Annotated in this window: 23 protein-coding genes; all 23 read right to left on the reverse strand. The window is 34.3% G+C overall.

The features are described 5' to 3' along the window. Positions 1 to 17: 17 nt before the first annotated feature. The 23 genes from E0W68_RS00565 to E0W68_RS00675 all read right to left on the reverse strand — a co-directional run bounded on the left by E0W68_RS00565 (position 18) and on the right by E0W68_RS00675 (position 23,758). Complete coding sequence (locus E0W68_RS00565; RefSeq protein ID WP_135217465.1) at positions 18 to 584, reverse strand: sugar transferase; 567 nt, start codon at positions 582 to 584, stop codon at positions 18 to 20. Between the two features lie 42 nt (positions 585 to 626). After that, on the reverse strand, positions 627 to 1,691 hold the full coding sequence (locus E0W68_RS13890; protein WP_205435305.1) for an ATP-grasp domain-containing protein: 1,065 nt from the start codon (positions 1,689 to 1,691) through the stop codon (positions 627 to 629). 3 nt (positions 1,692 to 1,694) lie between these two features. Then, positions 1,695 to 2,708, reverse strand: a complete 1,014-nt coding sequence (locus tag E0W68_RS00575) for a sugar-transfer associated ATP-grasp domain-containing protein (protein ID WP_135217466.1) — start codon at positions 2,706 to 2,708, stop codon at positions 1,695 to 1,697. 1 nt (position 2,709) lies between these two features. Then, entirely contained in the window at positions 2,710 to 3,315 is a 606-nt protein-coding gene (locus E0W68_RS00580; RefSeq protein ID WP_135217467.1) for a sugar transferase, read from the reverse strand. Beyond that, entirely contained in the window at positions 3,308 to 4,432 is a 1,125-nt protein-coding gene (locus E0W68_RS00585) for a hypothetical protein (protein WP_135217468.1), read from the reverse strand. Before E0W68_RS00585 ends, E0W68_RS00580 begins: the two co-directional genes overlap by 8 nt. 48 nt (positions 4,433 to 4,480) lie before the next feature. Further along, positions 4,481 to 5,617, reverse strand: a complete 1,137-nt coding sequence (locus tag E0W68_RS00590; RefSeq protein WP_135217469.1) for a glycosyltransferase family 4 protein — start codon at positions 5,615 to 5,617, stop codon at positions 4,481 to 4,483. A gap of 7 nt (positions 5,618 to 5,624) precedes the next feature. After that, on the reverse strand, positions 5,625 to 6,827 hold the full coding sequence (locus E0W68_RS00595) for a glycosyltransferase family 4 protein (protein ID WP_135217470.1): 1,203 nt from the start codon (positions 6,825 to 6,827) through the stop codon (positions 5,625 to 5,627). A gap of 4 nt (positions 6,828 to 6,831) precedes the next feature. After that, entirely contained in the window at positions 6,832 to 7,971 is a 1,140-nt protein-coding gene (locus E0W68_RS00600; protein WP_135217471.1) for a glycosyltransferase, read from the reverse strand. Further along, positions 7,964 to 9,082, reverse strand: a complete 1,119-nt coding sequence (locus tag E0W68_RS00605) for a hypothetical protein (RefSeq protein ID WP_135217472.1) — start codon at positions 9,080 to 9,082, stop codon at positions 7,964 to 7,966. The genes E0W68_RS00600 and E0W68_RS00605 overlap by 8 nt, the downstream gene beginning before the upstream one ends. Next, a complete protein-coding gene (locus tag E0W68_RS00610; RefSeq protein WP_135217473.1) occupies positions 9,082 to 9,918 on the reverse strand; it encodes an NAD-dependent epimerase/dehydratase family protein in 837 nt (278 codons plus the stop codon). The genes E0W68_RS00605 and E0W68_RS00610 overlap by 1 nt, the downstream gene beginning before the upstream one ends. Continuing rightward, a complete protein-coding gene (locus E0W68_RS00615; RefSeq protein ID WP_135217474.1) occupies positions 9,919 to 10,623 on the reverse strand; it encodes a sugar phosphate nucleotidyltransferase in 705 nt (234 codons plus the stop codon). Between the two features lie 94 nt (positions 10,624 to 10,717). Continuing rightward, positions 10,718 to 11,905, reverse strand: coding sequence for a UDP-N-acetylglucosamine 4,6-dehydratase (locus E0W68_RS00620; RefSeq protein ID WP_205435307.1), 1,188 nt, complete (start codon positions 11,903 to 11,905; stop codon positions 10,718 to 10,720). Between the two features lie 43 nt (positions 11,906 to 11,948). Beyond that, positions 11,949 to 13,205: an EpsG family protein gene (locus E0W68_RS00625; RefSeq protein ID WP_135217476.1), complete on the reverse strand. Its 1,257-nt coding sequence runs from the start codon at positions 13,203 to 13,205 to the stop codon at positions 11,949 to 11,951. Positions 13,206 to 13,212: 7 nt separating this feature from the next. After that, a complete protein-coding gene (locus tag E0W68_RS00630; protein ID WP_135217477.1) occupies positions 13,213 to 14,265 on the reverse strand; it encodes a hypothetical protein in 1,053 nt (350 codons plus the stop codon). A gap of 7 nt (positions 14,266 to 14,272) precedes the next feature. Then, entirely contained in the window at positions 14,273 to 14,905 is a 633-nt protein-coding gene (locus tag E0W68_RS00635; RefSeq protein WP_135217478.1) for an HAD family hydrolase, read from the reverse strand. Then, on the reverse strand, positions 14,898 to 15,623 hold the full coding sequence (locus E0W68_RS00640; RefSeq protein WP_135217479.1) for a 3-deoxy-manno-octulosonate cytidylyltransferase: 726 nt from the start codon (positions 15,621 to 15,623) through the stop codon (positions 14,898 to 14,900). Before E0W68_RS00640 ends, E0W68_RS00635 begins: the two co-directional genes overlap by 8 nt. Before the next feature lie 6 nt (positions 15,624 to 15,629). Next, entirely contained in the window at positions 15,630 to 17,168 is a 1,539-nt protein-coding gene (locus E0W68_RS00645) for an aldolase catalytic domain-containing protein (protein WP_192824550.1), read from the reverse strand. Positions 17,169 to 17,180: 12 nt separating this feature from the next. Further along, entirely contained in the window at positions 17,181 to 18,701 is a 1,521-nt protein-coding gene (locus E0W68_RS00650; RefSeq protein WP_135217481.1) for a capsular polysaccharide export protein, LipB/KpsS family, read from the reverse strand. Between the two features lie 8 nt (positions 18,702 to 18,709). Further along, entirely contained in the window at positions 18,710 to 20,011 is a 1,302-nt protein-coding gene (locus tag E0W68_RS00655; protein WP_135217482.1) for a lipopolysaccharide biosynthesis protein, read from the reverse strand. A gap of 3 nt (positions 20,012 to 20,014) precedes the next feature. Beyond that, positions 20,015 to 21,040: a pseudaminic acid synthase gene (pseI, locus tag E0W68_RS00660; protein WP_225990314.1), complete on the reverse strand. Its 1,026-nt coding sequence runs from the start codon at positions 21,038 to 21,040 to the stop codon at positions 20,015 to 20,017. Continuing rightward, entirely contained in the window at positions 21,009 to 21,536 is a 528-nt protein-coding gene (locus E0W68_RS00665) for an acyltransferase (protein ID WP_135217483.1), read from the reverse strand. The genes pseI and E0W68_RS00665 overlap by 32 nt, the downstream gene beginning before the upstream one ends. Beyond that, a complete protein-coding gene (locus E0W68_RS00670) occupies positions 21,529 to 22,566 on the reverse strand; it encodes a hypothetical protein (protein WP_135217484.1) in 1,038 nt (345 codons plus the stop codon). The genes E0W68_RS00665 and E0W68_RS00670 overlap by 8 nt, the downstream gene beginning before the upstream one ends. Continuing rightward, positions 22,556 to 23,758 (reverse strand): ATP-grasp domain-containing protein, encoded by a 1,203-nt coding sequence (locus tag E0W68_RS00675; protein ID WP_135217485.1) that lies wholly within the window; start codon positions 23,756 to 23,758, stop codon positions 22,556 to 22,558. The genes E0W68_RS00670 and E0W68_RS00675 overlap by 11 nt, the downstream gene beginning before the upstream one ends. Between the last annotated feature and the right edge of the window lie 19 nt (positions 23,759 to 23,777).

Genomic DNA, 23,777 nt, shown 5'->3' on the forward strand with positions numbered 1-23,777 from the left:
TAAAATTTATCAGAAGCTTAATCAAAAGGTATAATTAATTTATAAATAGTATGAAGTATTATTTTAACGTCCAAAGCAAAAGACATTTTTTCCTGATACTCTCTGTTAATTTTTACCTTATCCGGAAAAATAATTTCATTATTATATTTCTCGGCATCATCTTGTTTTGATAAAAGCTCCTCCTCATTTCTATATTTTAAACTGGCAGGACCTGTAATCCCCGGTTTAAGTAGTAAAAGTTTTCTGTCATCACCTTTAAGATTATCGTAATAACCTTTTATATCGGGGCGTGGACCCACCAAACTCATACTACCCAATAGGATATTGAATATTTGTGGCAGTTCGTTAAGCTTACTTTTTCTTAAGAAACGTCCTGCTACCGTAGGTTTGCCGTTTTTCATTGTTTCAAATTTATAGATATGAAATATCTTTCCGCACTGTCCAATTCTTTCCTGAAAGAATAGTCCGTGCGTATTACTGGTTATAGCGGCAACTATCCAGAAAATAACTAAAACCCATCCAAATAATAACACAAAAACAAGTGCTGCTACCACATCAAATATACGTTTCCCTTTATATCCCATATCATATCCAATACATTTTAGAGTGGTAACAGTATTATAAAGTTACTTTTGCAGCAACTGCTTTTCTTTCATCAAGATTGGCAAAGAATCTACATCTCTTAAAAATATGAGATCATCTTCAAATTCGTACATCTTATAGTTGTGGTCGAATGTACTGTCGTCATCAAGTAGCCTTACGGTATCAGCTGCAAAATTGGCTCCTCCGGCTGCAAAGCATTGTGTAAAGGCAACATGCCTCACGTTTACTTCTGTTATATATGGCTTTCCGTTTTCATCTTCTTTAAAATCTACAGTAAAGAAACCATGCTGGCTTGCACCTGTGTGTGCAAAAAGATGATCCATTGCTCTTTTTGCCTCTTTTACCAATTCAGGCTCATTAAGCAGCCTTCCGAAAGAGGTATTTCCTGTAATGCCCGAAGGGGCTACTTTAGCCATAATATAATTTACCCTCTCGGCACATGCGGTACGTAAAAGTTTTCCGTTATAATAAAGCATTTTGCAGGCAAGGTTACGCCCTGGTAAAAATTTACTGGCAATAAATTCTTTTACATTTGGGTTTATTTGTATCCAGTTTTTAAGTGCTGCCTCGTCTTCAACTTTTAATGAACCTAAGCCGCTTGTACCGCTGGTACTTCTAACCCAAAAGTTACCTGACAGTGTATTGAACACTTCGTCAAAATTATTAATATCTCTGGAGAATGTTACTGAAGGTGGAACAATATCAAGATCTTTAAGTATCTCGGTCATTTTGGATTTATCCACCAAAAGCTCAGCCATAGAGTGGTCTGGCAGCATAACCTTACAAGGAAGTTTTTCTCCTGCATTCTTTTTTCTGCTCCACTCCATTACTTCCATTTCCGGCAGTATTACAGCAATGTCAATGTTGTTCTCTGCTACTATTTTTTCAATAGCATTCCAATATTCAGGTGATGATGCCGGCGGTATCACATAGGTTTTATTAAATAGTTCGTTTTGATACAGACCTATGGATAGTGGGTTTATATCTGTACCAACAATATCAAACTTTTTATAAAACGAATATTTTTTTAAAGCTATTGCAAAACTTCTTGGGGTTGGCCCCCCTACTCCGGTAATTAGTATTTTCATTATTTATTTTATTAAGTCGTGTTGATATTTCAATAATACGTTTTTTAACCCTTTTTTCACAGGAAGTTGCCATAAAAGTTTACACCAATCATGATTACCTTCTATCAGCTCCGGGCCATTATTGGTAATGGCAACGTCCCAGCCTATAGATTTATTTTCCGGTACGGTTAGTGCTGCTTTTTTTACCATATCAATGGTCTCTGCCCAATAAGGAATTTCAAAACCTACAATAGATACTCCTGTAACCGGATGTACTTCTTCATCTTTCTTGGTAATATCACTATAAACACCAGGGCCTTCTACTACTCCGGTAGCAACATTAATAGGTGCCGCTATATTACCCGCTGCAAGATTATCTACAGAGGAGTTTATTGTTATTCTAAATCTGGCGCCCAGTATATCTACGTTACTATCTTTATCTAATTGGGTAATGATTCTTATAGTATTAAGTCCTGATGGAGACATTCCGTTGATTTTGTCATGCTGCATAACATACTCTTCTGCAAAATCATTATTAAGCTCTTCTAATCGTTTAATGAGGCTTTCGGGAGTAAAATCAGAAGAATTCCTTACTTCAATACCTCTTCCGCATTGACCGTCAGAACCTTTTAAAACTATTTTTCCTGATTTATTGGATAATATCCTGTTTGCCACGCCCGGGTCTTTAAGATCTCCTATTGACGCGAAATCATGAAAAACACAATCTTTATATACTTCAAGAAACTGAAGTTTATCTTCGAGTACATTTCTGCTACTTTTCGGATTCATTTTTAGCTGATACTCATACATAAATCCTGTACCGGCATAGGTTTCTCGCAACTCTTTATTGCTTTTATAAAAATGGAAAAGGTAATATTCGTTAATAGAGATATTATATTTTAATGAAGATATTAATATATCTGCATATAATCCTATTTTTGACTTGTTGTAATTAGATACTACATAGTTAGTAAATTTCCTGAACTTTTCCTTATCGAGTTCCTTTAGATAATATCCAAAATATAATAATCTTTTCATATTAATTATTTCCGTTAAATGGTTGCATTGGTCTGTCATCACTCTGATTAACATCTGCTCTTTTGATTACTTTCATAACAGTTTGCCAAAGTATTTTAATATCCAAAAGTAATGAAACATTATTAACATAATATACATCTAACTTAAACTTATCTGTCCAGCTAATGCTGTTGCGCCCGTTTACTTGTGCCCAACCTGTTATTCCCGGCCTTACTTCATGCCTTCTCAACTGCTCAGTATTGTATAATGAGATATATTTAAAAAGTAACGGGCGTGGGCCTACCAAACTCATATCTCCTTTTAAAACATTGATTAACTGAGGTAACTCGTCCATTGAAGTTTTGCGTACTATACCTCCAAGTTTAGTTATCCTTTCGTTATCGGGAAGCAAATTACCATCGGTATCTTTTGCATCTGTCATCGATTTAAATTTGATTATCTTAAAGGCTTTTTGGTCTTTACCAGGCCTTGTTTGAAAAAAGAAAGGCTTACCGTTATTTTGAATACTTAACAATATAATCACAATAATCAATACAGGAGACAATAAAATCAGCCCTGTAAGAGCGGCCACAAAATCGATTATACGTTTAAAAAAAAATTTATACATCTTTCTCTGCCAGTATTAATTCGCCTAATTCATTGGCTGCCATAAACTCTGCTTCAGGCCAGCGCGTAACTATCTGCTTTAGTAATTCTTTAAGATCTTCAAGCCCTTTTTGCCTGTTCTTTTCGTCAATATGCCCACAAAAATTAACTCTATGCGAACTTATAACCGCAGGTTTTTTCCATTTAAAAGCTGTAGCTACCTGTTTCATAGTATTGCCTACCCAATCTCTTCCGTCTTGCGTGGGTTCAAAAACAGCATTCCTTACCAAATATACCTGTCCTAAATCATTCATTTTACCCATGTAGTTATATACTTTTCTGTACTCTCCGTTGCCTAAATGTTCTTTTTTATTAGAAGGTTCATCAAGTATTTTTATTCCGTTTTCTTTCAGCCATGAGTGTACTATTGGGTGTTCCCTGCCTCCTGGTGGGTTAAAGTGTATTGCTTTATACCCGAAAACTTTTTCAAATGCATTAAGCCCGTCAACTATTATTTCTTTAAAACTTTCGTTTTCTTCAAATTTATCAAAATCAAAAGCGGCACTAATTGCTATTGATGGATATTTATTAAAATTAATGCTTGTATAAGAGCGGTTTTGTAATGCTGTTATAATCTGAGGGTCTTTGGCTGCAAGAAGTTCTTTAAAAACTTTCAGGTTAAGGTGTTCTCTGCCATGAAACTGTGGTACCAGTAACCTGTTTTTCATACCTTCCTGCCACAAGCCCCAAACTTTTTCATATCCGGGCAGCTTATTAAGTGTATCCGGTAAAAGTTCATAATAATATTCTTGGTAGTTATTCTCGATTATCTTTTCAAAGTCAATATTTGCAGGGAGCGCAAAGGGCGTAAATACAGCATGGCTTCCGTTTTTATCTTTCACGCTCGTAAGAACATCAAATAAATATTCTAAATCCTCCTGAGTTTCCAGTGTGTCATACTGATCAAACCTCGATTCTACAGGCATACCTGCTTTATCAAGATTATCTCGTGCTTCTTTGGACGCCAGCCTGACATTGCCATAATCATCTACAGAGAACACTATAATTTTCCTGTCAGTTTTCCAACCCTTAATATTTTTAAAGTTGTTGGTCAATTCTGTTTTTAATTTGCCAAGCATAACTATTTAATTTGCATTTTAATTACACAACTACTTCTTTATTCGGAATTAAGATTCATAAAGCCCGTACATTGCTTCCCAAATTACTTCAGGTTTAAAATTTTTAGCCCATTCCACACCATTTTCGCCATATTTTTTTACTTCTTCCTGATTATTATAGAAGTACTCCATAGCTTCTTCAAATTCAGAAACTGAATATGGGGCTACGAGCACTCCGTTATATCCGTTACTAACCGCATCTTTGCAACCGGTAGAATTTGTACCTATAATAGGCACACCCATGGCTGCTGCCTGTGTTAATACATTTCCGAAACCTTCCCACCATGCCGGTAAGACAAAAACATTAAATACCGAAAGAAATGCAGGTATGGTATCCTGTGGCTGTATACCTGCCATTACAATACCGGGATGCGAATTGTAATCGTCAATAAGTTTAGGATTTTTTATCTGATCCCAATATGGGCGGCCTACTACTAATAGCTTTACATTTTTATTCCTGCTATAAAGGTTGTCAAATGCGGCATATAGTTCAGCAATTCCTTTTCTGTCCACAAGCCTGCCTACAAAACCATATACATAAAAGCCTTCTAAACCATATTTCTCGATATACTCTTTACGTTCTTCCTCTGTAACCCTGTCTCTGCTAAAAAGTTCGAGGTTTAATCCGTTACTGCTTCCTTTACCAAAAACTACGACTTTGGATTCTTTAAATATTCCTTCGGAGATACCTAAATCTTTTACGGAATTACTAATGCATATAACTTTATGGGAACAAGAGGATATGAGCTTCTCAATAGTAATAAGAAATTTTCTGAAACGTCCTTTTTCGTGCTCAAACCTAAAGCCTCTACAGGTATATATACGTTTAGGTACTCCCGTAATTTTGGCTGCTATCATCCCGACAAGACTAATTTTCGGGGTGCCTAGATTTACTATATCCGGTCGGTACTTAAGGAAAATAAGTATAATCTGTATCAAAGATATAAAATCATAGAAAAGATGAATGTTTCTTTCTATTTTTACGGGTATATGCTTGGCGTTTTCTTTTTTGCAAAAATCAACAACCTGCTCTGTATCAGGCGCTAAAAGATACACATCATATCCTTTTTGCACAAAAAAATTTAACTGCCCGTTTATTAAGTCTACGCTTTGCGGAGCGGTTATACCAACTATAAGCTTTTTCATACTTGCTTTAATTATTATTTAGTCCGTGATCTTCAAGAAACCTGTCATAGAAAGAGAATCTTCTTTCTGCAAGCACATGAGATACATAATCTTTTGATGTATTAAAGTTGGTTTCTGCCATTTGCAAAAGTTCATCCTTTTTTAGCATACTTAACAGTTCTGCTATTTTGTTTACATCTCCTTTTTCAAATATATACTTATTATCAATAAGTTCCGGGATACCGCCTGTACGGGCTCCTAAAACAGGGCAAGCCATGCTCATAGCTTCTATAACAGCTCTTGGCAGCCCCTCCTGTTTACTTGGTTGTATATAAATATCTATTTTTTTTAAAAATTCAAAAACCTCATCGTGCTTCAGCGGCCCTACAATTTCTACATTGTCATTAAGGTTATATTTATCAATTTTAGATTGAAGATATGCCGGATTACCCTGCCCTATGAGCTTATACTTAAAGTTTATGCCTTGTTTTTTAAGCTTGTGTAATGCTTCAATTACATCTGCCTGCCCCTTATAAAGTACATCTATAGCCGCTACTGTACATAGTGTAAGTACCTCGTCTTGGGTATAGGAATTAATTTTTTCTTTTCTGGCTATTAACGATTCTTCTTTTACTTCTTTGAGTTCTACATTAGAACAATTGGTTGAAATACCTTTGGTGGGGTAACGTTGTTGTAAAAACTCTTTTGTTACATATACTACATAGGGTACTTCATTCTTCATGCGCAATTTTTGCCTAATAAAAAAGTATGGCGCTACTAGCTTTCCTTTAAGGCTATGATTCCACAAGGCATCCCAACTGCATGCTACAAATTCGCACATCAGCGGTTTTTTATGTTTATTGGCATATGTAATGGCAATAGACCCTAACATACTGGGTATTCTGGCTACAATAATGTCATGATCTAAAACGGCTTGCTCTACAATTTTCTCAACCTCTTTTTTATTGAATAAAAAACGGCTCATTTTTTTAAAATCATCCCGTATCTCGATAACTCCAAAATTATCGGGGTTAATTGGAGAATATTTAGATGTATTTTCTTGAGGAATATGCTTTGTGCGTATCAAGGCAGTCATTTTGCCCCCCATATAAAGGTATCTTTCTTTTATTTTATTGGTTATATGGATACCATAGTAATTACCGGCAGCATCTTTAAACAAAGGCCCATCGTGTGCAAACAAAACTTTTCTTTCGCTCTTTTCCTTTTTCATGTGCTTAATTTTTGTTATTTCCTATCAGGCTATAATATTGCTGCATTGCAGTTTCATCATCAAAGAATTTTGCCCTTGTCAGTGCAAGTTCCGCATATTCTTTTCTTAAATCTTCACTGTCAATCAATTTTTCAAGCCCGTTTGCAATCGATTCTCCTTCCGGCTCTACCATTATTCCATACTTACCATTATCAATTACTTCCCTGCATCCCGAAACATTGGTTGCTACCAGCGGCCTGCCTAAAATAGCAGCCTCTATAGGCGCAGTTGGCAATCCTTCGGAGTAAGAAGGTATTATATAAATATCAGAATTTTTAATTATTGGGTATGGGTTTTCTACAAACCCATGTAATGTTACATATTTTTCCACCTTCAACTCTGTTATTAGGGCATTAAGGTCGTTTTCCAACGGTCCTTTCCCTATAATATGTATATGGAAGGATTTGTTTCTGTCTTTAAGTATTGCTGCTGCTTTAATTAAATTCTCAAATCCTTTTATAGGTATTAGCCTACCAATGGCAACTATGGAAATAGCTGAATCAGGATGGGAATAAGTTCCCTGATTGGCCATTTCAAGTACTTTATTTAGATTGATAGGGTTGAATATTACCCTTATCTTATCATTTTTTCCAAAAAATGCTTCAAAGTCATCTTTAATACTTTGAGAAGAGGCAATTATGCCATCAACTTTTTCATAGCGTGAGGTTGCTCTTTTCATGTTACTCGCCGTTAAGTACTTTGTTTTTTGCTTATAGTTACTGTAGCTGCTTTGCACCACCGTATAATAAGCATTGTACTTAAGGTTACTCATAAAAACATAGTCTGTAAAAACGCCATCCAAAAAGCAAAAAACAGTATCGTAACTACCTTTTAATTTTCGGGCAAGGGTTTTTACTAAAATAGGGTTGTTATACTTGCCATACAAATAGTTGGCTGTCCTATAATATAAATCAGAATGTGCAAGGTGCTGCACCTTAACCTGAGGAGGTACTTTTTCCAGTAGTACTCCTTTTTTTAATATAACGCACAAATCCACCTCATAAGATTCAAAATCAAACAGGTTCAGTAAATTAATAAGTACTGTTTCAGCCCCACCGGTATTTAGGGTAGATATAATAAATAATACTTTTTTCTTGTTACTCATAAATCTTATCGCTACTTAAAAATTGTACATCCGGCCAGCGTTCTAAAACCTTACTAATTAGTAATTTTAAAAGTCTAAGGTTTTCATCTCTATTGTTTATATCCCTGCTGCCTATAAAATTCAATCTGTGTACGCTTATTACTGCAGGTTTTCCAAACTTAAAGGCAAACTCTATTTCTTTAAGGCACTTTCTGTATTCTTCTTCTCTGGAGGTATATAGCGAGGGCTCAAAAAAAGCATTTCTCAATATATATTGCTGTCCATATTTATTTTTCCTGCCAAAGTAATTATGCTTTACCGTATATGGGTTGCCCTTTCCGCGTGGTATTTTTTGTCCGTAAATGCCTTGCAGGTACTTTACTCCAAGCTCTGACAATGCTTTTTCGTGCTCCTCGCCCCATGTGTAGCACTGTGCTATAAATGTAAGCGGAGAAAAACCGAAAATGCGTTCAAATTCTTTAAATGATTGTACCAACGCATCTTTTTGAAACTCAAGCTCTGCATTTTCCTGATAGTCTAATGCTGCTTTAAAATCTCTCCTATTGCCTATCCTGTTATTAACAGGTATGCACGAAACATTTAGTTTACAGGCTTCCTGAAGATTAGTATTGTTTTGCATTTCGCGCAGCCACGGAATTACATTTAAATGTTCCCTGCCGTGCAGTTGTGGCATAAATACTTTCTCTTTAATTCCTTTGTGCCAATGTTCTAAAATATTACTGCCTGACGAATATTTATCAAGAGTAACATCCAAAGGTTCAAAATAAAATTCTTTATAATGGTTTTCGGAAATTTTATCAAAATCCGGGTTACCCATATTTGTGTTGGCTGTAATTACCGGCGGATTACCATTTACATCTTTAAAACTTAGCAATAAATCAAATAGGGTATCTAAATCTTCAATAGATGCTATATTATCATACTTGCTATATGGGTCGCTATCTACTGGAAAGCCTAACCCTTTAATTTTATCAAATGTTTTATTATCAGAAATAGTTACCGACCCCCAGTCATCTGATTCAAAAACTATAACTTTTCTTTTTGAATAAGGTGGAACGGCGCTATAAGCTAATTTTCCTGAATAGGATTTTAATGTTTTTAAAACTGACATTAAATCAAAGTTTTCAATCCGGCTTTTAAATCGGTTTTTGGCATCCAGCCCAGCTTGTTTTTAATTTTGGAGATATCGGCTACAGAATCTAATACTTCACCTTTTCTAAACTCATTAGTATATTCTACATCAAATGAAAGTTCATCAAAACTCTGTAACGTATCTACCAGTTCTTTTACAGAATATGATTGCCCATAACCAAGGTTATAAATATCAAAACCTTCATTTCGGGACTCAATTTCTGTAATAACTGCATCTACCACATCATTAATGTGTATATAATCTCTTTTTGGTCTTGGGTCTTTTAAAACCACACGCCCTGTTTTCACTTGGTCTAATATTGTTGGCAATAACAGCATACCTGTTTGACCGGGTCCGTAAATATTAAAAAGTCGGAATGCTGTACATGAAATATCAAAATCTCTGTGATATGCTTTACAAAGCTCTTCCGAAATTAATTTTGTTTCCGCATAAGGGTTATGAGGGTGAAGCCCATGTTGCTCATCTACAGGAAGGTATTGAGGTGGTCCATAAAAATAGGAACTCATGTATATTACTTTTGCCTTCCATTTTCTTGCAAGCTCCAATGCATTAATAGTTGCAGAGAAATTAACATTATAGAAATCTCTTGGGTTATCAAATGAATCAGGTACATAAGTCCTTGCCGCAAGGTGTACTACTATATCGCAGGCAGGCAGTTCTTTAACCTGATCCCAGTCGCAAATGTCCAAACCTTGAGCACGGGAAACTTCTAAAACGTCAAACCCTTTTTCCTTTAGCAAGGGAACAAGGTTGCTCCCTATAAACCCTGAACTTCCCGTTACAGCTATACGCATTTATATCTCGATTTCGGAGTTAGTAACTTTATTAACTGCAATTTCATAATCAGACGGGCGTCCTATGTCAAGCCAGTAACCGTTGTATTCGTATATTTTTGGAAGCCTTTTTTCATCAAGTAGTTTGTACATGAGGTGGTCAAACCCAAAAAATGTATCTTCCGGTACATATTGTAAAACATTTTTGCTAACCATATATACACCCATACTTACTAAAAAGTTATAGTCAGGCTTTTCTTCAAACTTTATAAGTTCGCCATTTTCATTTTGATGCAACAGACCATAATCAATTTTATCTGTTCTTCTAAATGATCCTATTGTAAAAACTGCTCCATTTTCCTTATGATAATCATAAAATGCACTATAGTTCATATCTGTAAGTACATCGCCGTTCATAACTAAGAAATTATCGGGCAGGTCATTAATAAGTGTTAATGGCCCTATAGTGCTTAAGGCCTTGGTTTCTGTGGTATAGTCTATTTTAATATTCCATTTAGAACCATCTCCAAAGAATGCCTTGATTATGTCGGCCATATGATTAACCGTAATAGTGATGTGATCAAAACCATGCTTTTTTAACTGAGATATTATGATTTCAAGTATTGGTTTATCACCAACAGGAACTAAAGGTTTTGGTAAGCTAACTGTATATGGCTTTAAACGAGTTCCTTTTCCTCCTGCTAAAATTACAGCTCTTTTGCTCATATTTAATAAGTGTTTGTGTTGTTAAAGTGGTAAAATTACCTATTTTAATTTAGTTATTGCTACAAAAATGTTAACAAATATTTATTAATATCACTTACATTTTACTATCCAAATATTTCCCCAGCTCCTTGTGTTCAAAAAGTGGAAGGAGTTCATGAAACAATTCCACAATATCTGTTTTACTCCAGACACCTTGTTCTTTAAAGTATTCTATCTTGCTTTCAAAATAGTTTAGTTTGGCTTCATCAAAATCAAGCCTACTTTTTACTATGCCTAAATTTTCGAATCTTTCAAGGTCCAGCTGCTCGTTTTCGGTAAAAAATTCTTCAAAATCTTTTTCTCCAGTTGTGTCGCTGGGAGCAAAGAGACATGGCCATTTTTTTTGGGCTACCAGTTCGTCAATTCTTGATCTTGCTTCATCTTCATTACTACACAGGTAGGGTTCATAACCCAATTCGTTAAGGTATAATACAGCTATATCTGAAAAAGTTATGAGATGTAACGATTCGCTTAATTTTGGAAAAAAAATGTCATTTTTTTCTCCTAACATACAGGAAAAAAGGCAAAGTTGTCCTGCTTCTTCAGGGGTTACAAAATATCTTTTAACGTCGTTTGGTGCTACTATAGGCTGCCTTTTTTGTATACGCATATTAAAGCCATGAAGTAATGAGCCATCAGAAAATGCTACATTGGCAAAACGTGCTGTAGATATATCTATATTTTTGCTTTCACGCATCAAAAACATTTCCATAATTCTTTTGGAAGCTCCCATCATATTAACCGGATTAGCGGCTTTATCTGTTGATACTGCAAAATATTTTACACTCCCTTTGTTTAGCGATTGCCTTACTGTTTTTACTGTATTAAAAATATTTACATCTATCATCCTCATTAATGTAAATTCATCTTTTTCGCTTCGCACGTGTTTAAGAGCAGAAAGATTTAGTACATAATCATACTCACCATCTTTATTTATAAAAGCATCATATTGCCAGGAGCCGGCATCTAGCGCAAATGTTTTGAAGTCGCCATCTATATATCCAATAGAGCTTCTCAAATCGCGCACTAGTTCTACCATGTTATTTTCGCTGATATCTACAACGTGGAGTTTTTTGGGATTTCGCTTAAAAATCTCTTTTGTAACTGCCTGCCCTATAGAGCCTGCTCCTCCAATGACTAAAAACGAAGAGGTCTTTACAAGATTATTAAGTTCTTCCCCAAAATTCTTAAGGTCATTTTCAAAAAGAGGACGACTCCTCCCAATTAATTTTAGGATATCCATAATTTGTGTATTAAAAGTTAAGCATGGTGTATGTCAAACTGAATTATTTTATAAAGTTTATAATGTTTTCGTTACTATGATAAAACATTAACATTAAAGGGTTTGATATTAGAGTATCTATGGTCATGGTATCAAACCAGCCTCTTATGCTGACTATTATAAATAATGAGGCAGCCGCTATATAATAGGGGTGAATTTTACGGTACCATTGTGTGTTTTTCTTTTTAAGAAAAAACAAAAACAGGAATGCGTAAATAAACATTTGCCCAATGCGGTTATATCGTCCAAAAACTGGTACTGAGCTCATTATTGTAAAGGAAATAGAAAATATAAAAAGACCGGCACAAAATAATGGCAACAAATCACTCTGTGTAATCTCATCTTTATGTTTAAAGAATATAATTGCCAAAATCAGGAAAGTGAGATATTTTACAGGTAGCGATCTGTATTTTGCATACCAATTTAAACTTTGAGAACTTTCGGCTCGGTCTTCAATATAGCCTTCGCTTGTATAACCTGTTGTTTTATCATCCAAGGACTCTATTGATGTTGTGGGAAGAACACTTTGTACAGACTTAGTTATATTAAACTGTCCTAAAAATATTGAGGACATTAAAATGATAAAGTGTATTGTAATCTTATTGCCTATTAGTTTATATATAAAAAAGAGGATTATGACAAAAACGAAACTGAAATGAATAAAAGGGGTAATAAATATTGCTAAATAGGCTATATTTTTTTTGTGAAAAAGAATTTTAAAGCCTGCCAAAACGAAGATATGTGCTGCTAACCAAAACCTGAAAGAATTAATTTCCCACATGGGTATGGTAATAGCGAACATAAAAAGGAAGATAGCAGAATATTTATTAATTTTAAGGTTGTAATAACTTAATATGAAGCGAATATTCCTTGAATAAAAATATCCAAACAAACAACCCAGAACACCATAAAAAATATTTGGGTCATCTGTAACACGGCTTACCAAAAACTTAAGTAGTGGTAGTAATATATCTACAAAACTCACATCATCACCATACAATCGGTTTAGAAAGTAGTCAAATGTCATTTCTCTCTCTGTTGCCCATCTCAAAAAGTCTTCCCTATGCCTGAAAGAATCCATGGTATTACGTACAGGGTAAAAGGTATAACCATAAAAAGTACAAAATAGCCAAATAATGTTTGTAAAGTATTTAGACAAGTAATCTCTGCCGGAAACAACCAGAGAGAGAAACGGATTAATAAAAAATATTATTAATATCCAGAAAGAATTACTTTTTTTTCCTTGTTCACTATACTCCATCTATTCTTTAATATATTATTTCATCAACGTTATACACATCTTTTATATGTTTAGTAGGGTTAATTATAGACCACCATTTCATCAGCTTCTGCTTTTCAAGCATTTTTTGAAGCCAATAGAACTTACAGGTAGGATTATTTATTAATAAAGATGCCGACCAAAAACTGAAAATAATACTGTTAGTTAAATTAGCAATAAATATTTCGGCAGGAATAGTACTTTTATTAAGTATTACCCTGTCAATTTTTTCCAAACGCTCTACTTGAAACTTATGAGTATTAGGATGCAATTTTATATATATCTTCTTATCCGGATATCTCTCTAAAAGTGCTTTTAATATTTCTATCTCAAAGTCATATACTTTAAATTCTACATACCATTGGTTAAGATAAAACAAAATACCATCACGTTCTGGTATTTCTTTTTGTATATCAAAATCAAAAACTTTTGATGCAAGCTCTATCTCTTCTGGTGTAGTAAAAAACTCTACAGGAACCACTTTTTTGCGTGTAAGGTTAGGGTACTTTTCAGGATGATTTATCATCACCTCTTCAGTTTCTTTTAAATACCCGTTCTTATTAGTAACAAAGTAAAATTTGTTTATTTTTAATTTTTGTGTTCGGTAAAAACGATAATTTTTTAAAGTAGCTTTAATTCTGGAGGGTAAAGCAGCTTTTGCTATCGTTATATAAGGCTTAGTGCCTTCGGGAGCAAGCGTAATAATAGTATCTGTAACCGAAAGTTTATTAACAAGATATTGATTTATTGCGGTTTGTTCTAAAAAAAAGATGAACCTTTCATAATCTTTTGATAGAATTCTCTCTAAAGTTTCAGAAACTACAGGATCAAATTTTTTGGAATTAAGATCTATTTCAAGAATAATTACATTAGACTTAAGGTGCTCAAAAGAATGGGTGTTTTTAAATTGGTTAACTCCCTTATTTGTTTGTATTACGATTGTAACATTATATTTTGACGTGTCCCAATACATCTGCTTTATCAAGCTGCTGATAATAAATATATGGTACTCGGTATTAATTGAAAATAAAATATTTTTCATGGAACTGCTAATACAAAATTTTTAAAACATCTCTTAAATCATCAACATATAGTTCTGAATCTTTTAGACTATCATTATGATATCCTATAAAGCTTATATTGTTAGCCTGAGCCGCATCTCTGTCATTAATAGCATCGCCAATTAATATAAATTCCGAAGGTTCAAAATCGCTATCTGTAATTATCTGGCGTACAAGTTCTTTTTTTGTAATGGGCGACCCGTAAATGAATTTAAAATTATCAGAAATTCCAAGCTCACCACAAAGATAGTTTAATTCTTTACCATCAGACCCTGAAGCTATAGAATGTACAAATTTATTACCTATTTCTTCCATCAAAGAAACCCATTCTTTATTTATAAGCTTCCTATCCGTTAATGCCTCACGCATTATTACAGAAAATTCTTCGGCATGCTTATTTATCTGTTCTTCCGTTATAGGCTCTCCTAGTACATTTTCATAAAAGTATTTTATTTTTACATAGCGAGAAAGCCCTCCGTTTTGAAGATGGTAATCAATTAGCTTTTGAACCAATTCGTTTGAGTGATTTTCAAAAACTTTCCTGAACCCATATTCTCTTACAGCATCCGAGAGCAATATAACACCATCAAAATCCCAAATAATTTCTTTGTATCTACTCATTTTCAAGTCTTTTCATTACTTTTTCAAGGTCCTCAGGATGATCTACGGGTATAGAAGTATCTGACAACTCCAGCATTCTTACCTCATATCCTAATTCAAGGAAACGCAATATCTCAATATCCTCCATCTCCTCAAGAACGGTTTTATGTTTTATAGAAGAGAAATCCAGTAATGCCTTTTTTGGAAATGCATATATACATACCTGTCTCCATGATTTTATAAATGCCTCTTTTTTATTACCGGGTATAGCAGCTCTGGACATATAAAGCATTCTTCCGTCAGGTCTGAAAACAACCTTAGGTACGGAAACACTTTTATATTGTTCCTCTTCATGTATAGCACAATAGCCGTTTATAATTTCCCCTTTATATTTATCAAGGTTGCTTATTACCTTTGTAATATCTTCGGGATCAAAAACAGGTTCATCTCCTTGCACATTGATATAATAATCAGCCTCTATTTGTAGCGCAGCTTCGGCAATTCTGTCTGTACCGGTAAGGCAGTTATCAGATGTTAATATACACTGCATTCCATGACTTTTACAATGCTCTTCTATACGGCTATCTTCTGTAGCTACATATATTTTATCGGCAGGGAAAGCTTTGGCACATTGTTCATATACCCTTTGTATCATGCTTTTTCCTTTAATATCTGTTAAAGGCTTACCGGGAAAACGTGTAGATTTATACCGTGCGGGTATTATTAAAACAATTTCCATCCTAACTTATATTATATGTGCATATACCGAATTGGCTTTAAGCCCTTTATAACGAGTTGGTGTCAGTGAAACAGGGCTAATACCAAATGTTGCAATATCCTTAAATAATGCTTCGTTTTCTACAAATAACTCTTGTTCTTTAGTACCTATTTTAGCGTTACTATACCCGTCATATCCTGTTACATAAATTTCTTTAACTCCAAGCTCTATAGCTGTTTGTAAAGCTAATACAGTATGAGAGTCATTAACAACATCTGTAAATGTTACACTTTCAAGCTCATAACTGGTATTTCTTACCTTTTCAGGAATAAAAGTTCCCATTTTTCTAGGATAAGGAGGTAAAATACATTTTCCGCTAAAATTTTCAATTTTATCAAAAACCGCCGATAAGCGCAATCCTTCATTACCTACAAGGCTATAATACTGTTCTTTCTCTATATCTGCAAAAACACCTGCATTTTTAGAGCTTGCAAAAATAACGCACATATCGTCTGTCTTTTCTATAAAAGACCTTAAAGCTTTTTTATGATTTATTGTTGAAGGTCCGCCACCAATAATTAAAGCTTTTGAAAATTTCTTTTCGGTTTTAAATAAAGGTAAACTCTCGTTATCTTTCACATTTTCTTTTTGGTTATGAAGAGCACGTATAATACTGTTGAAAGAATAATAACGTTTGCTAACCCACTCCATAACGTCTTTTTGCGGTAGCGAGTTTGCCCCTGATACCATATAAGGCAAGTTAGTACCCCATCCGTACTCCATCTGAAGTTCTTCAAAAGCATCTGTTACTTGGCTAAGACTGTTAAAATCAACTTCAAGACCATCACGAGCATTAAGAGCTGTTAAAAGTAATTCTGTTTTAAGGTTACCTGCTCCCCTGCCCATTCCTGTAACCGTTGCATCTACCATCTCGGCTCCGCACTCTATTGCAGTCAATGTGTTTATAAGTCCCATTTCTAGGTTATTATGACCATGAAAACCTATGGGCACAGTTGTTTTTTCTTTTACAAGGTTGTAAATAGACTTAACATCTTCTGGAAAAACTCCTCCATAAGAGTCTACCATATAAAATATATCGGCAATACCTGTAACCTCACCTATTAAATCAAGAAAATCTTTGTTTTCTTTCCATGAAGACATGTACATAACATTAAACCCAACTTCAAATCCCATTTTTTTAACTTCTTGGGCTAAACCAAGAGCTCTTTTAAAGTTTTGAGGGTCTATAGCCATCCTAACCATAGTTACTATGCCTTTACATGGTTCGAGTAAAGAAACTGCATCTTCCTTTAAAACATCTTTCTCGTCAAGAATAATAACCAATTTTTTATCTGATATTTTTTTTATACTATCCAGTACATAATCCGGACAATAAAAATACTCACCCAAATATTTGTTCATAGGTTTTGAACGGTAGCCAATTTCTAAATATTCTACCGGAAGGTTATTGAAGGAATGAAAGTACTTTTGTACAATATCAGAACTAAAATCCCAGTTAGTATAATATCCTCCATCTCTAAGTGTACAGTCTAATATTTTGGACATAATAATAGTTTTTTAAATTCCCTTTTTGGGAATAGTTATTTTTTTTGAGAAAAATTTATTGCCTATAATTTGTAATGATCGCTCAGTAATTCTGTATAAAATTTTGCTTCCAAATATTTTAAGATGATGATGCCCTAAACCAATATCCTTTCCTAACGCTTTCAGTGGTACAGGACTAAACTTATTCTTTCTTGTATATTTACTGTAACTCATAAGATAATAGCCATATTTGGCAGCTTCTACTTTTGGTTTTGGCTCTAAATCCTGCATAAGAAGGATATATAGTTCGTCAGGTGCTTTGGGTTTGTATGCCACATTTTGATGGTAGTAGAGAGAACCTGCCAGTAATATTACCGGTTTACCCCAATAGCATGCCTCTACCCCTGTAGTGGAGCCGAATGCTATAACAGTGTTTGATGCATCTATTACTGCATAAGTACTTACTTTAGAGTCTGCAAGTATTAACGTGAGGTTAGAGAACTTTTGTTCGAGCTCTAAAAGCCTTGTGTGGTATGAATATGTGATGTTAACGAGGTTAGGATGAAGTCTTACATAGAAATGCATTTGGTTATTATCTGCAAAATGTTCAAGAATATTTATAATTCCTGTTTCCTGAGTTTTAAATACAGCCAATTTTTCAAATATATCTCCTATAGCTGCAAACTCATCCTCGGATGAAACAAAAATAGCAATGTTTTTTTTGTTGATGTCCCAGTTAGCAGGAAGTAGCCCTTGCTGCTGACCGGCTGTATATACACGCTTATCACGCACTAATATACCGTTTCTTCTGTTTTCAAAAAAGGCACTCCCTATTTTAACTTTTTCTTCAACACTCTCTTGCGATTCATCCCAAACTCTGTTCATTCGTTGTGTGTGAAAATCTATATCGTGAGGCAAGCAATTAATAAATTCATTTATATAAAATTCATCTTTTTTCTTCCGAATCATCTCAAGCGAAATAAAGGGAATATCTCTCGATTTGCTTATATCATATAATGGTCTTGTATCAGCAGTCCTGCCATTAAAAAAATAAGTATTGGTAATTTTTTTATTTTCTATAATTTCCAATAGTGCCTCGGTAAGGTTTACCTGAGAATTTAAAATACTATCAAAATATTTTCTAAAATCTTCATCCATTACCGGCTCTAGATTTCTTGTAAAGGAAATATATGAAGATAAAGCGCCATAACCAATATTTACATCTTTATATTTAATTTTTTTTATGTCTTCAACACTAGTATAATCATATACAGGATAATCACGTTTATTTGTAAATTCTGAAAGTTTTATTGTTTCGATTTTATCTCCAAAAGGCTTCAGTCCAATATCATTATTAAATCGACATATAGAGCATACCGCAGGATCAGCATACCTATTAGTATAACAGGGCTTTAAAGGACCGTCACAACTCATAAAGTATATTTTGCCTTCCTTGCCTTTCATCTCGTCAATTATAGAGTGTAGTTTTTCTATCACTATACCAAAATGAACGGGTTTAGTTTGCCAACTGTAATAAAATAGGATATTCTTCATTTTTTTAACTATTTCTTTTTAAAATTAAAAAGCCATGGCATAGGATAAACTTTTTGGCTATAATAAGCCACTGTAATGGCTTTTAACAGACTCCCAACTATCAATGAAAATGATGCCCCTATAGTGCCAAATTTATTTATTAAAGGTATGGTTAATGCTCCCTGTATAATACCAACTGCAATGGTAATAATGCCTAGATATTTGGTGTTTTTGCTATAAAAAACAAACATTGACACTAAATTGTAAACAAAATTAAAAAACATTGCAATAAAAAAAAACGGAAAGTAAATTATGGAACTCTGGTAGGTATCATTAAAAAAAAGCTTTACAAATACAGTAAGCACAATATCGGCTATTATAAGTAATACTGCAAAGCCTATTGCTGACATATAGGATTTTTTTATAATCCCTCTTTTAATTTTATGCTCTTCTCCCTCTGAATCTTCTGCTGCTTTTAGCTCTTTATAAACATATGGGGTGTAAGCCCCAAAAAATGAGGTTGTAAATAGTGATACCGCGTTCGAAATATTTGCCCCGAAAGAGTATAATCCTGTATCCTGTATCCCTACTTTTGTGGTAATCATTATCCTGTCAAAACCACTCCTTATCCAAGTAGAAAGCTTATGAGGCATTAATGGAAGCCCAAACTTTAAAGAATCTTTAATTCTGACTTTATCTATTGTTAATGTTAACATACCTCTTTTATGAAAACTCACTACTGCTAATATAAAGACGAGTAGATTCGTTACAAGCAAGGCATATACACGCCCCTGCCATGACATTAAAAAGACCACTACAAACAGAAGGCTAAATCCTGCCGATGATAAAGATCTCAAAATCTGATAACGACTATAGAGCCTTAGTTTTTCTTCCATCCTTAGATAGACAACAAACATATCTGTAATAGAAGAAAATAACATCATAAGGCATCCTAAAAGCTGCCACATTAATGCGATTGCAAAAAACTCTTCCAAATAATTAGTAAATATTGCTACTAATATAAAAGTTATAAGAGCGAAAAAGACGTTAACAAAAATTAGGTTTGATAACAATATCGGTTTTTGTGTAGTATCTGTCCTGTAATAATCTACCGAAAAATAAGAATTGGTATTCATACCTATAAAAGCACCTATCATTTGGGTAAAAACAAGATAATTACTTGCTACACCAAACTCTGAAGGAGAAAGATACAGTGCTATTACTGGCATTATTAAAAAGGGCACTGCCTTGCTGAGACCATCTGTCAGCACATATACAGCCATTCGTTTTACTACAGGCTGCCCTAATACATTCTTAATCTTTTTTCTCATCAATTAATTTATCAGACTCCAGGAAAGCGGAGTTCCTTTTTCAATATCTTCATTAACTTTTTTTCCTATTACAGTATTAAAGTTTTTTGGATGAAGGCCAAATCCCGGCCTCACACATTTTATATTTTCTTCTGACAAAATATCTCCTTTTTTTATGTCTTTAGATACATATATAGACCTCCTGCGGGTTTTATCTTTATCAGAAATGGAATATGTTACATTTCCTACAGCAACTTCTGCTTCTCTTACAGCATTTACCATTGCTGCAAATTCATGGGGTTCCATCGAAAATGCCGAATCAGGTCCTCCAAGAGAACGATCTAAAATAAAATGTTTTTCTACTACTGTAGCACCGAGTGCAACTGCAACAACCGGTACGGTACTACCCATTGTATGATCAGATACTCCTACCTTTACATTAAAAGTTTCCCTTAAATTAGAAATTGTTGCCAGGTTAGCTGCTGCCACAGTAGCAGGATATTCTGACGTGCATTTAAGCAGTGTTATATCATCAACACCATTTTTACGGCATGTTGCTACAGCCAGCTCAATATCAGAAAGTTCTGCAACACCGGTTGAAATTATCATAGGTTTCTTTTTGGAAGCAACATAGTCTATTAGAGGAATGTCGGTAATCTCGAAAGAAGCTATTTTATATAATTCGACATCCATACCCTCCAAAAAGTCAACTCCATGCCTATCAAAAGGAGAACTGAAAAATTTTAATCCAAGCTCTTCAGTAATTTTTTTAAGTTTTGGTTGCCATTCATATGGCATACTTCCTTCTTTAAATATTTCGTAGGGGCGCTTACCTTTCCACAAGCCTTCTTTTCTGGGACCAAAATGCTCATTATCAACATCAAGTGTTAATGAATCTGCAGTATATGTTTGAACTTTAACTGCATCTGCCCCTGCTTTGGCCATTGCCTCTATAGTTTTTACCGCTATATCAAAATTATTATTATGATTGGCAGACAATTCTGCTATAATAAATGTTTTATATCCCATATTTTTCTTTAAATTTTTCAATTGTACTTATTTTGGTTGCCGGCACACCGCCAATAACACAATCATCCTCAAAAGATTTTGTAACTATCGCTCCGCTAGCAACTAAACATGAGCTACCTATAGTTACGCCTGCCATGATAGAACTTTGTGCACCTAGCCATGTCCCTTTGCCCACAGTAATTTTTTCAGCTTTGTAACCTCCAAACCTAAAACTTCCATCTTTCATAAGATGATTAGATGCTGTAATAGAAACAAAGTTACCAATTAAAACTTCATCTTTAAGCTCAATTTCTCCTTGCCCCAGATAGGAATTAAACCCTATATAAACATTATCACCTACTTCTAAACCGTTTGGATTAAAAATGTAAGCTTGGCTTCCTACTTTAAAGTTTTTACCAAATTTTTTAAGATACGGCTCATACAGTTTCCCTCTGGCTCTGTCACCAAAAGGTCCGTCAGGTATAAATAGCATACGCCATTTCATCCATAATCGTCTTCCTTTTGTTAGTTTAAGCATTCTTGTTATAATTTAATATTGTTTGTACAATGTTTTTACTGCCAGTTGTATCAATGATTTTTTTCATAGTACTACTAATCTGCTTTCTTTTATCAGGATTCTGAATTAGAGCAGTAACCGCACTCCGAATATCAGAGGTACTAAGTTGTGTGCCTATTCCTAAATTTATACCTGCACCTGTACTTGTAACTTTTTCAGTGATATCATATTGTACTTGATGTATAGAAATAGCTATGAAGGGAACACCAAGTGCACAGGCTTCATATCTTGTAAGACCACCATTAATTAACAACACTTTATGAGAATACATTATTTCGGCAATACTATTACTAAAAGTAATAACAGACACGTTGGCATTTTTATCTTCTACTTCTTTTACTTTATCGTATGTATTTGACGAGGCAGATAATAAAACGGTAATACTATACCCGGAGTCTTTAAGTGCATTGAGTGCTTTTAATGTGAAACCCTCAGGATCAGTACCACCCATTGTTATCAATACATCCTTCTTATCTATTTCCTTAACATCATATTCTAATGCAAACTCGGGTCTAATAGTAAGGTAGTTTTTTCCGCTATATAACTTAACTTTGCCGTATTCTGATAAATATTCTGCTTCAGTATTTTCTGTAAAATCAGGAAAAAAACTAATATCCTCATAACGTTTATCCAAGCTGAACAAGAATAAGGTTATGGTAACCAACAATACATCATTACTAAGCTGTTGTTTTAATGGGGATAGTGTTAAATAATCTTCCTCTATTGTATCTATAATTACAACGCTTATGCTGTTACTGGTAATAAATGATGATAGTTCTTTTTTATTTATACTTTCATTAAAACTTTTTACAACCTCTGCTTTATAACCTCTTTGTTCTATTACCGGTATAAAGGTACACGATTCAGAAACCAGAAAAATTGAGGAATAACCTAGACTTTTAAATTCATCGGCTATTAAAAGCGACCGGGATATATGCCCAAAACCTGTTTGAGAATCACCTTTGGTTATAAAAAGAATATTATTGCTCATCAATAATAAATTTCAAATTATCTTTCAATTGTTGTGCATAAGCCTCAGCTTCTTCAACTGTTTTACCCAGAGTAACTATTTTTCCTATCCTGTCCGTACCCTTACGAAGCTTGTTTACAGCTTCTCCTTCCATCACTGTTAATTCAAACTCTACAAGATTAGGGTTTTCCTCCGGTTGGTTATCGCATTTTTTAAATAGACCATCTGCGGGAGACTCGAGTATTAACGCCGCAACCGCCTGATTTTTTACAGGTGTTAAACTGTAATCCTCACCCATACAATTGTGTACAGCGGCTCCTACCCAGTTAATACCGGTATGATACTCTACCAGCTCAGGAAGGCAAGTTGCACCTATTCGTGCTCCAATTTCGATGACTTTTACACTGTTAGATTTTTTATCTAATATGAGGTCTACATTTGCCGGCCCCTCGTTTATACCTAATGCTTCTACTGCCTCTTTAATATCTTTGACAGCTTGTTTTTTTTCATCATCAGACAAATGCATAAAAGGGAAAGAGTGTCCGACGGGAATCATATATGGAGGTTGAGACATCGTATCGTTGTGTAATAAAACAGTAGTACATACACCCTTAACAGAAAATGTTTGTGCTCCGAATTCTAATCCTTCGATATATTCTTCAACCAATATTTCAGATAAACGTGTATATTTTAATGCTTCATTATATGCAGCTTCGGTTTCAGATTCTGATGAAATTTTTGTAACTCCTCTACTGCCGGAACTATCCGGTGATTTTACTACACATGGCAATCCTATTTCTGCTACTGCTTTTTTTGCTTCTTCTAGGGTTGTAACAATCCTGAAATTTGGTTGGGCGCAATTTTTTACAGCTAAACGTTTTCGGGTTTCTGTTTTATTACTACAAAAATTAGCAACCTCAAGCGATATGCCATTAAGCCCAAGTACATCATTAACATAACCAACTGTTGGAACAGCAATATCACTTTGCATTGTCATAATACCATTTACAGCATGTTTTTTAGCTATTTCAAGCACTGCATTTTTATCTATAATATCAATTTCATAAAAATGATTTGCCATTTTAGCTCCCATAGCATTTGGATTCTTGTCTACTACAAAAGTTTCTATGTTATTATCATTAGCATATTTTATTGCCGGAACTTGTCCTAAACCTGCACCTACAATCAGTATTGCTTTTTTGTCTTTTTCCATGTTTTTCTTAAAGTTTAGT

It is taken from the genome of Flavobacterium salilacus subsp. salilacus, from assembly GCF_004634195.1.
Classification (GTDB): domain Bacteria; phylum Bacteroidota; class Bacteroidia; order Flavobacteriales; family Flavobacteriaceae; genus Flavobacterium; species Flavobacterium salilacus.

What these genes read in the sequence shown, in the direction of transcription:
- E0W68_RS00565 (WP_135217465.1), bottom strand. Translation starts at nt 584, where the DNA reads ATGGGATATAAAGGGAAACGTATATTTGATGTGGTAGCAGCACTTGTT.
- E0W68_RS13890 (WP_205435305.1), bottom strand. Translation starts at nt 1,691, where the DNA reads ATGAAAATACTAATTACCGGAGTAGGGGGGCCAACCCCAAGAAGTTTT.
- E0W68_RS00575 (WP_135217466.1), bottom strand. Translation starts at nt 2,708, where the DNA reads ATGAAAAGATTATTATATTTTGGATATTATCTAAAGGAACTCGATAAG.
- E0W68_RS00580 (WP_135217467.1), bottom strand. Translation starts at nt 3,315, where the DNA reads ATGTATAAATTTTTTTTTAAACGTATAATCGATTTTGTGGCCGCTCTT.
- E0W68_RS00585 (WP_135217468.1), bottom strand. Translation starts at nt 4,432, where the DNA reads ATGCTTGGCAAATTAAAAACAGAATTGACCAACAACTTTAAAAATATT.
- E0W68_RS00590 (WP_135217469.1), bottom strand. Translation starts at nt 5,617, where the DNA reads ATGAAAAAGCTTATAGTTGGTATAACCGCTCCGCAAAGCGTAGACTTA.
- E0W68_RS00595 (WP_135217470.1), bottom strand. Translation starts at nt 6,827, where the DNA reads ATGAAAAAGGAAAAGAGCGAAAGAAAAGTTTTGTTTGCACACGATGGG.
- E0W68_RS00600 (WP_135217471.1), bottom strand. Translation starts at nt 7,971, where the DNA reads ATGAGTAACAAGAAAAAAGTATTATTTATTATATCTACCCTAAATACC.
- E0W68_RS00605 (WP_135217472.1), bottom strand. Translation starts at nt 9,082, where the DNA reads ATGTCAGTTTTAAAAACATTAAAATCCTATTCAGGAAAATTAGCTTAT.
- E0W68_RS00610 (WP_135217473.1), bottom strand. Translation starts at nt 9,918, where the DNA reads ATGCGTATAGCTGTAACGGGAAGTTCAGGGTTTATAGGGAGCAACCTT.
- E0W68_RS00615 (WP_135217474.1), bottom strand. Translation starts at nt 10,623, where the DNA reads ATGAGCAAAAGAGCTGTAATTTTAGCAGGAGGAAAAGGAACTCGTTTA.
- E0W68_RS00620 (WP_205435307.1), bottom strand. Translation starts at nt 11,905, where the DNA reads ATGGATATCCTAAAATTAATTGGGAGGAGTCGTCCTCTTTTTGAAAAT.
- E0W68_RS00625 (WP_135217476.1), bottom strand. Translation starts at nt 13,205, where the DNA reads ATGGAGTATAGTGAACAAGGAAAAAAAAGTAATTCTTTCTGGATATTA.
- E0W68_RS00630 (WP_135217477.1), bottom strand. Translation starts at nt 14,265, where the DNA reads ATGAAAAATATTTTATTTTCAATTAATACCGAGTACCATATATTTATT.
- E0W68_RS00635 (WP_135217478.1), bottom strand. Translation starts at nt 14,905, where the DNA reads ATGAGTAGATACAAAGAAATTATTTGGGATTTTGATGGTGTTATATTG.
- E0W68_RS00640 (WP_135217479.1), bottom strand. Translation starts at nt 15,623, where the DNA reads ATGGAAATTGTTTTAATAATACCCGCACGGTATAAATCTACACGTTTT.
- E0W68_RS00645 (WP_192824550.1), bottom strand. Translation starts at nt 17,168, where the DNA reads ATGTCCAAAATATTAGACTGTACACTTAGAGATGGAGGATATTATACT.
- E0W68_RS00650 (WP_135217481.1), bottom strand. Translation starts at nt 18,701, where the DNA reads ATGAAGAATATCCTATTTTATTACAGTTGGCAAACTAAACCCGTTCAT.
- E0W68_RS00655 (WP_135217482.1), bottom strand. Translation starts at nt 20,011, where the DNA reads ATGAGAAAAAAGATTAAGAATGTATTAGGGCAGCCTGTAGTAAAACGA.
- E0W68_RS00665 (WP_135217483.1), bottom strand. Translation starts at nt 21,536, where the DNA reads ATGCTTAAACTAACAAAAGGAAGACGATTATGGATGAAATGGCGTATG.
- E0W68_RS00670 (WP_135217484.1), bottom strand. Translation starts at nt 22,566, where the DNA reads ATGAGCAATAATATTCTTTTTATAACCAAAGGTGATTCTCAAACAGGT.
- E0W68_RS00675 (WP_135217485.1), bottom strand. Translation starts at nt 23,758, where the DNA reads ATGGAAAAAGACAAAAAAGCAATACTGATTGTAGGTGCAGGTTTAGGA.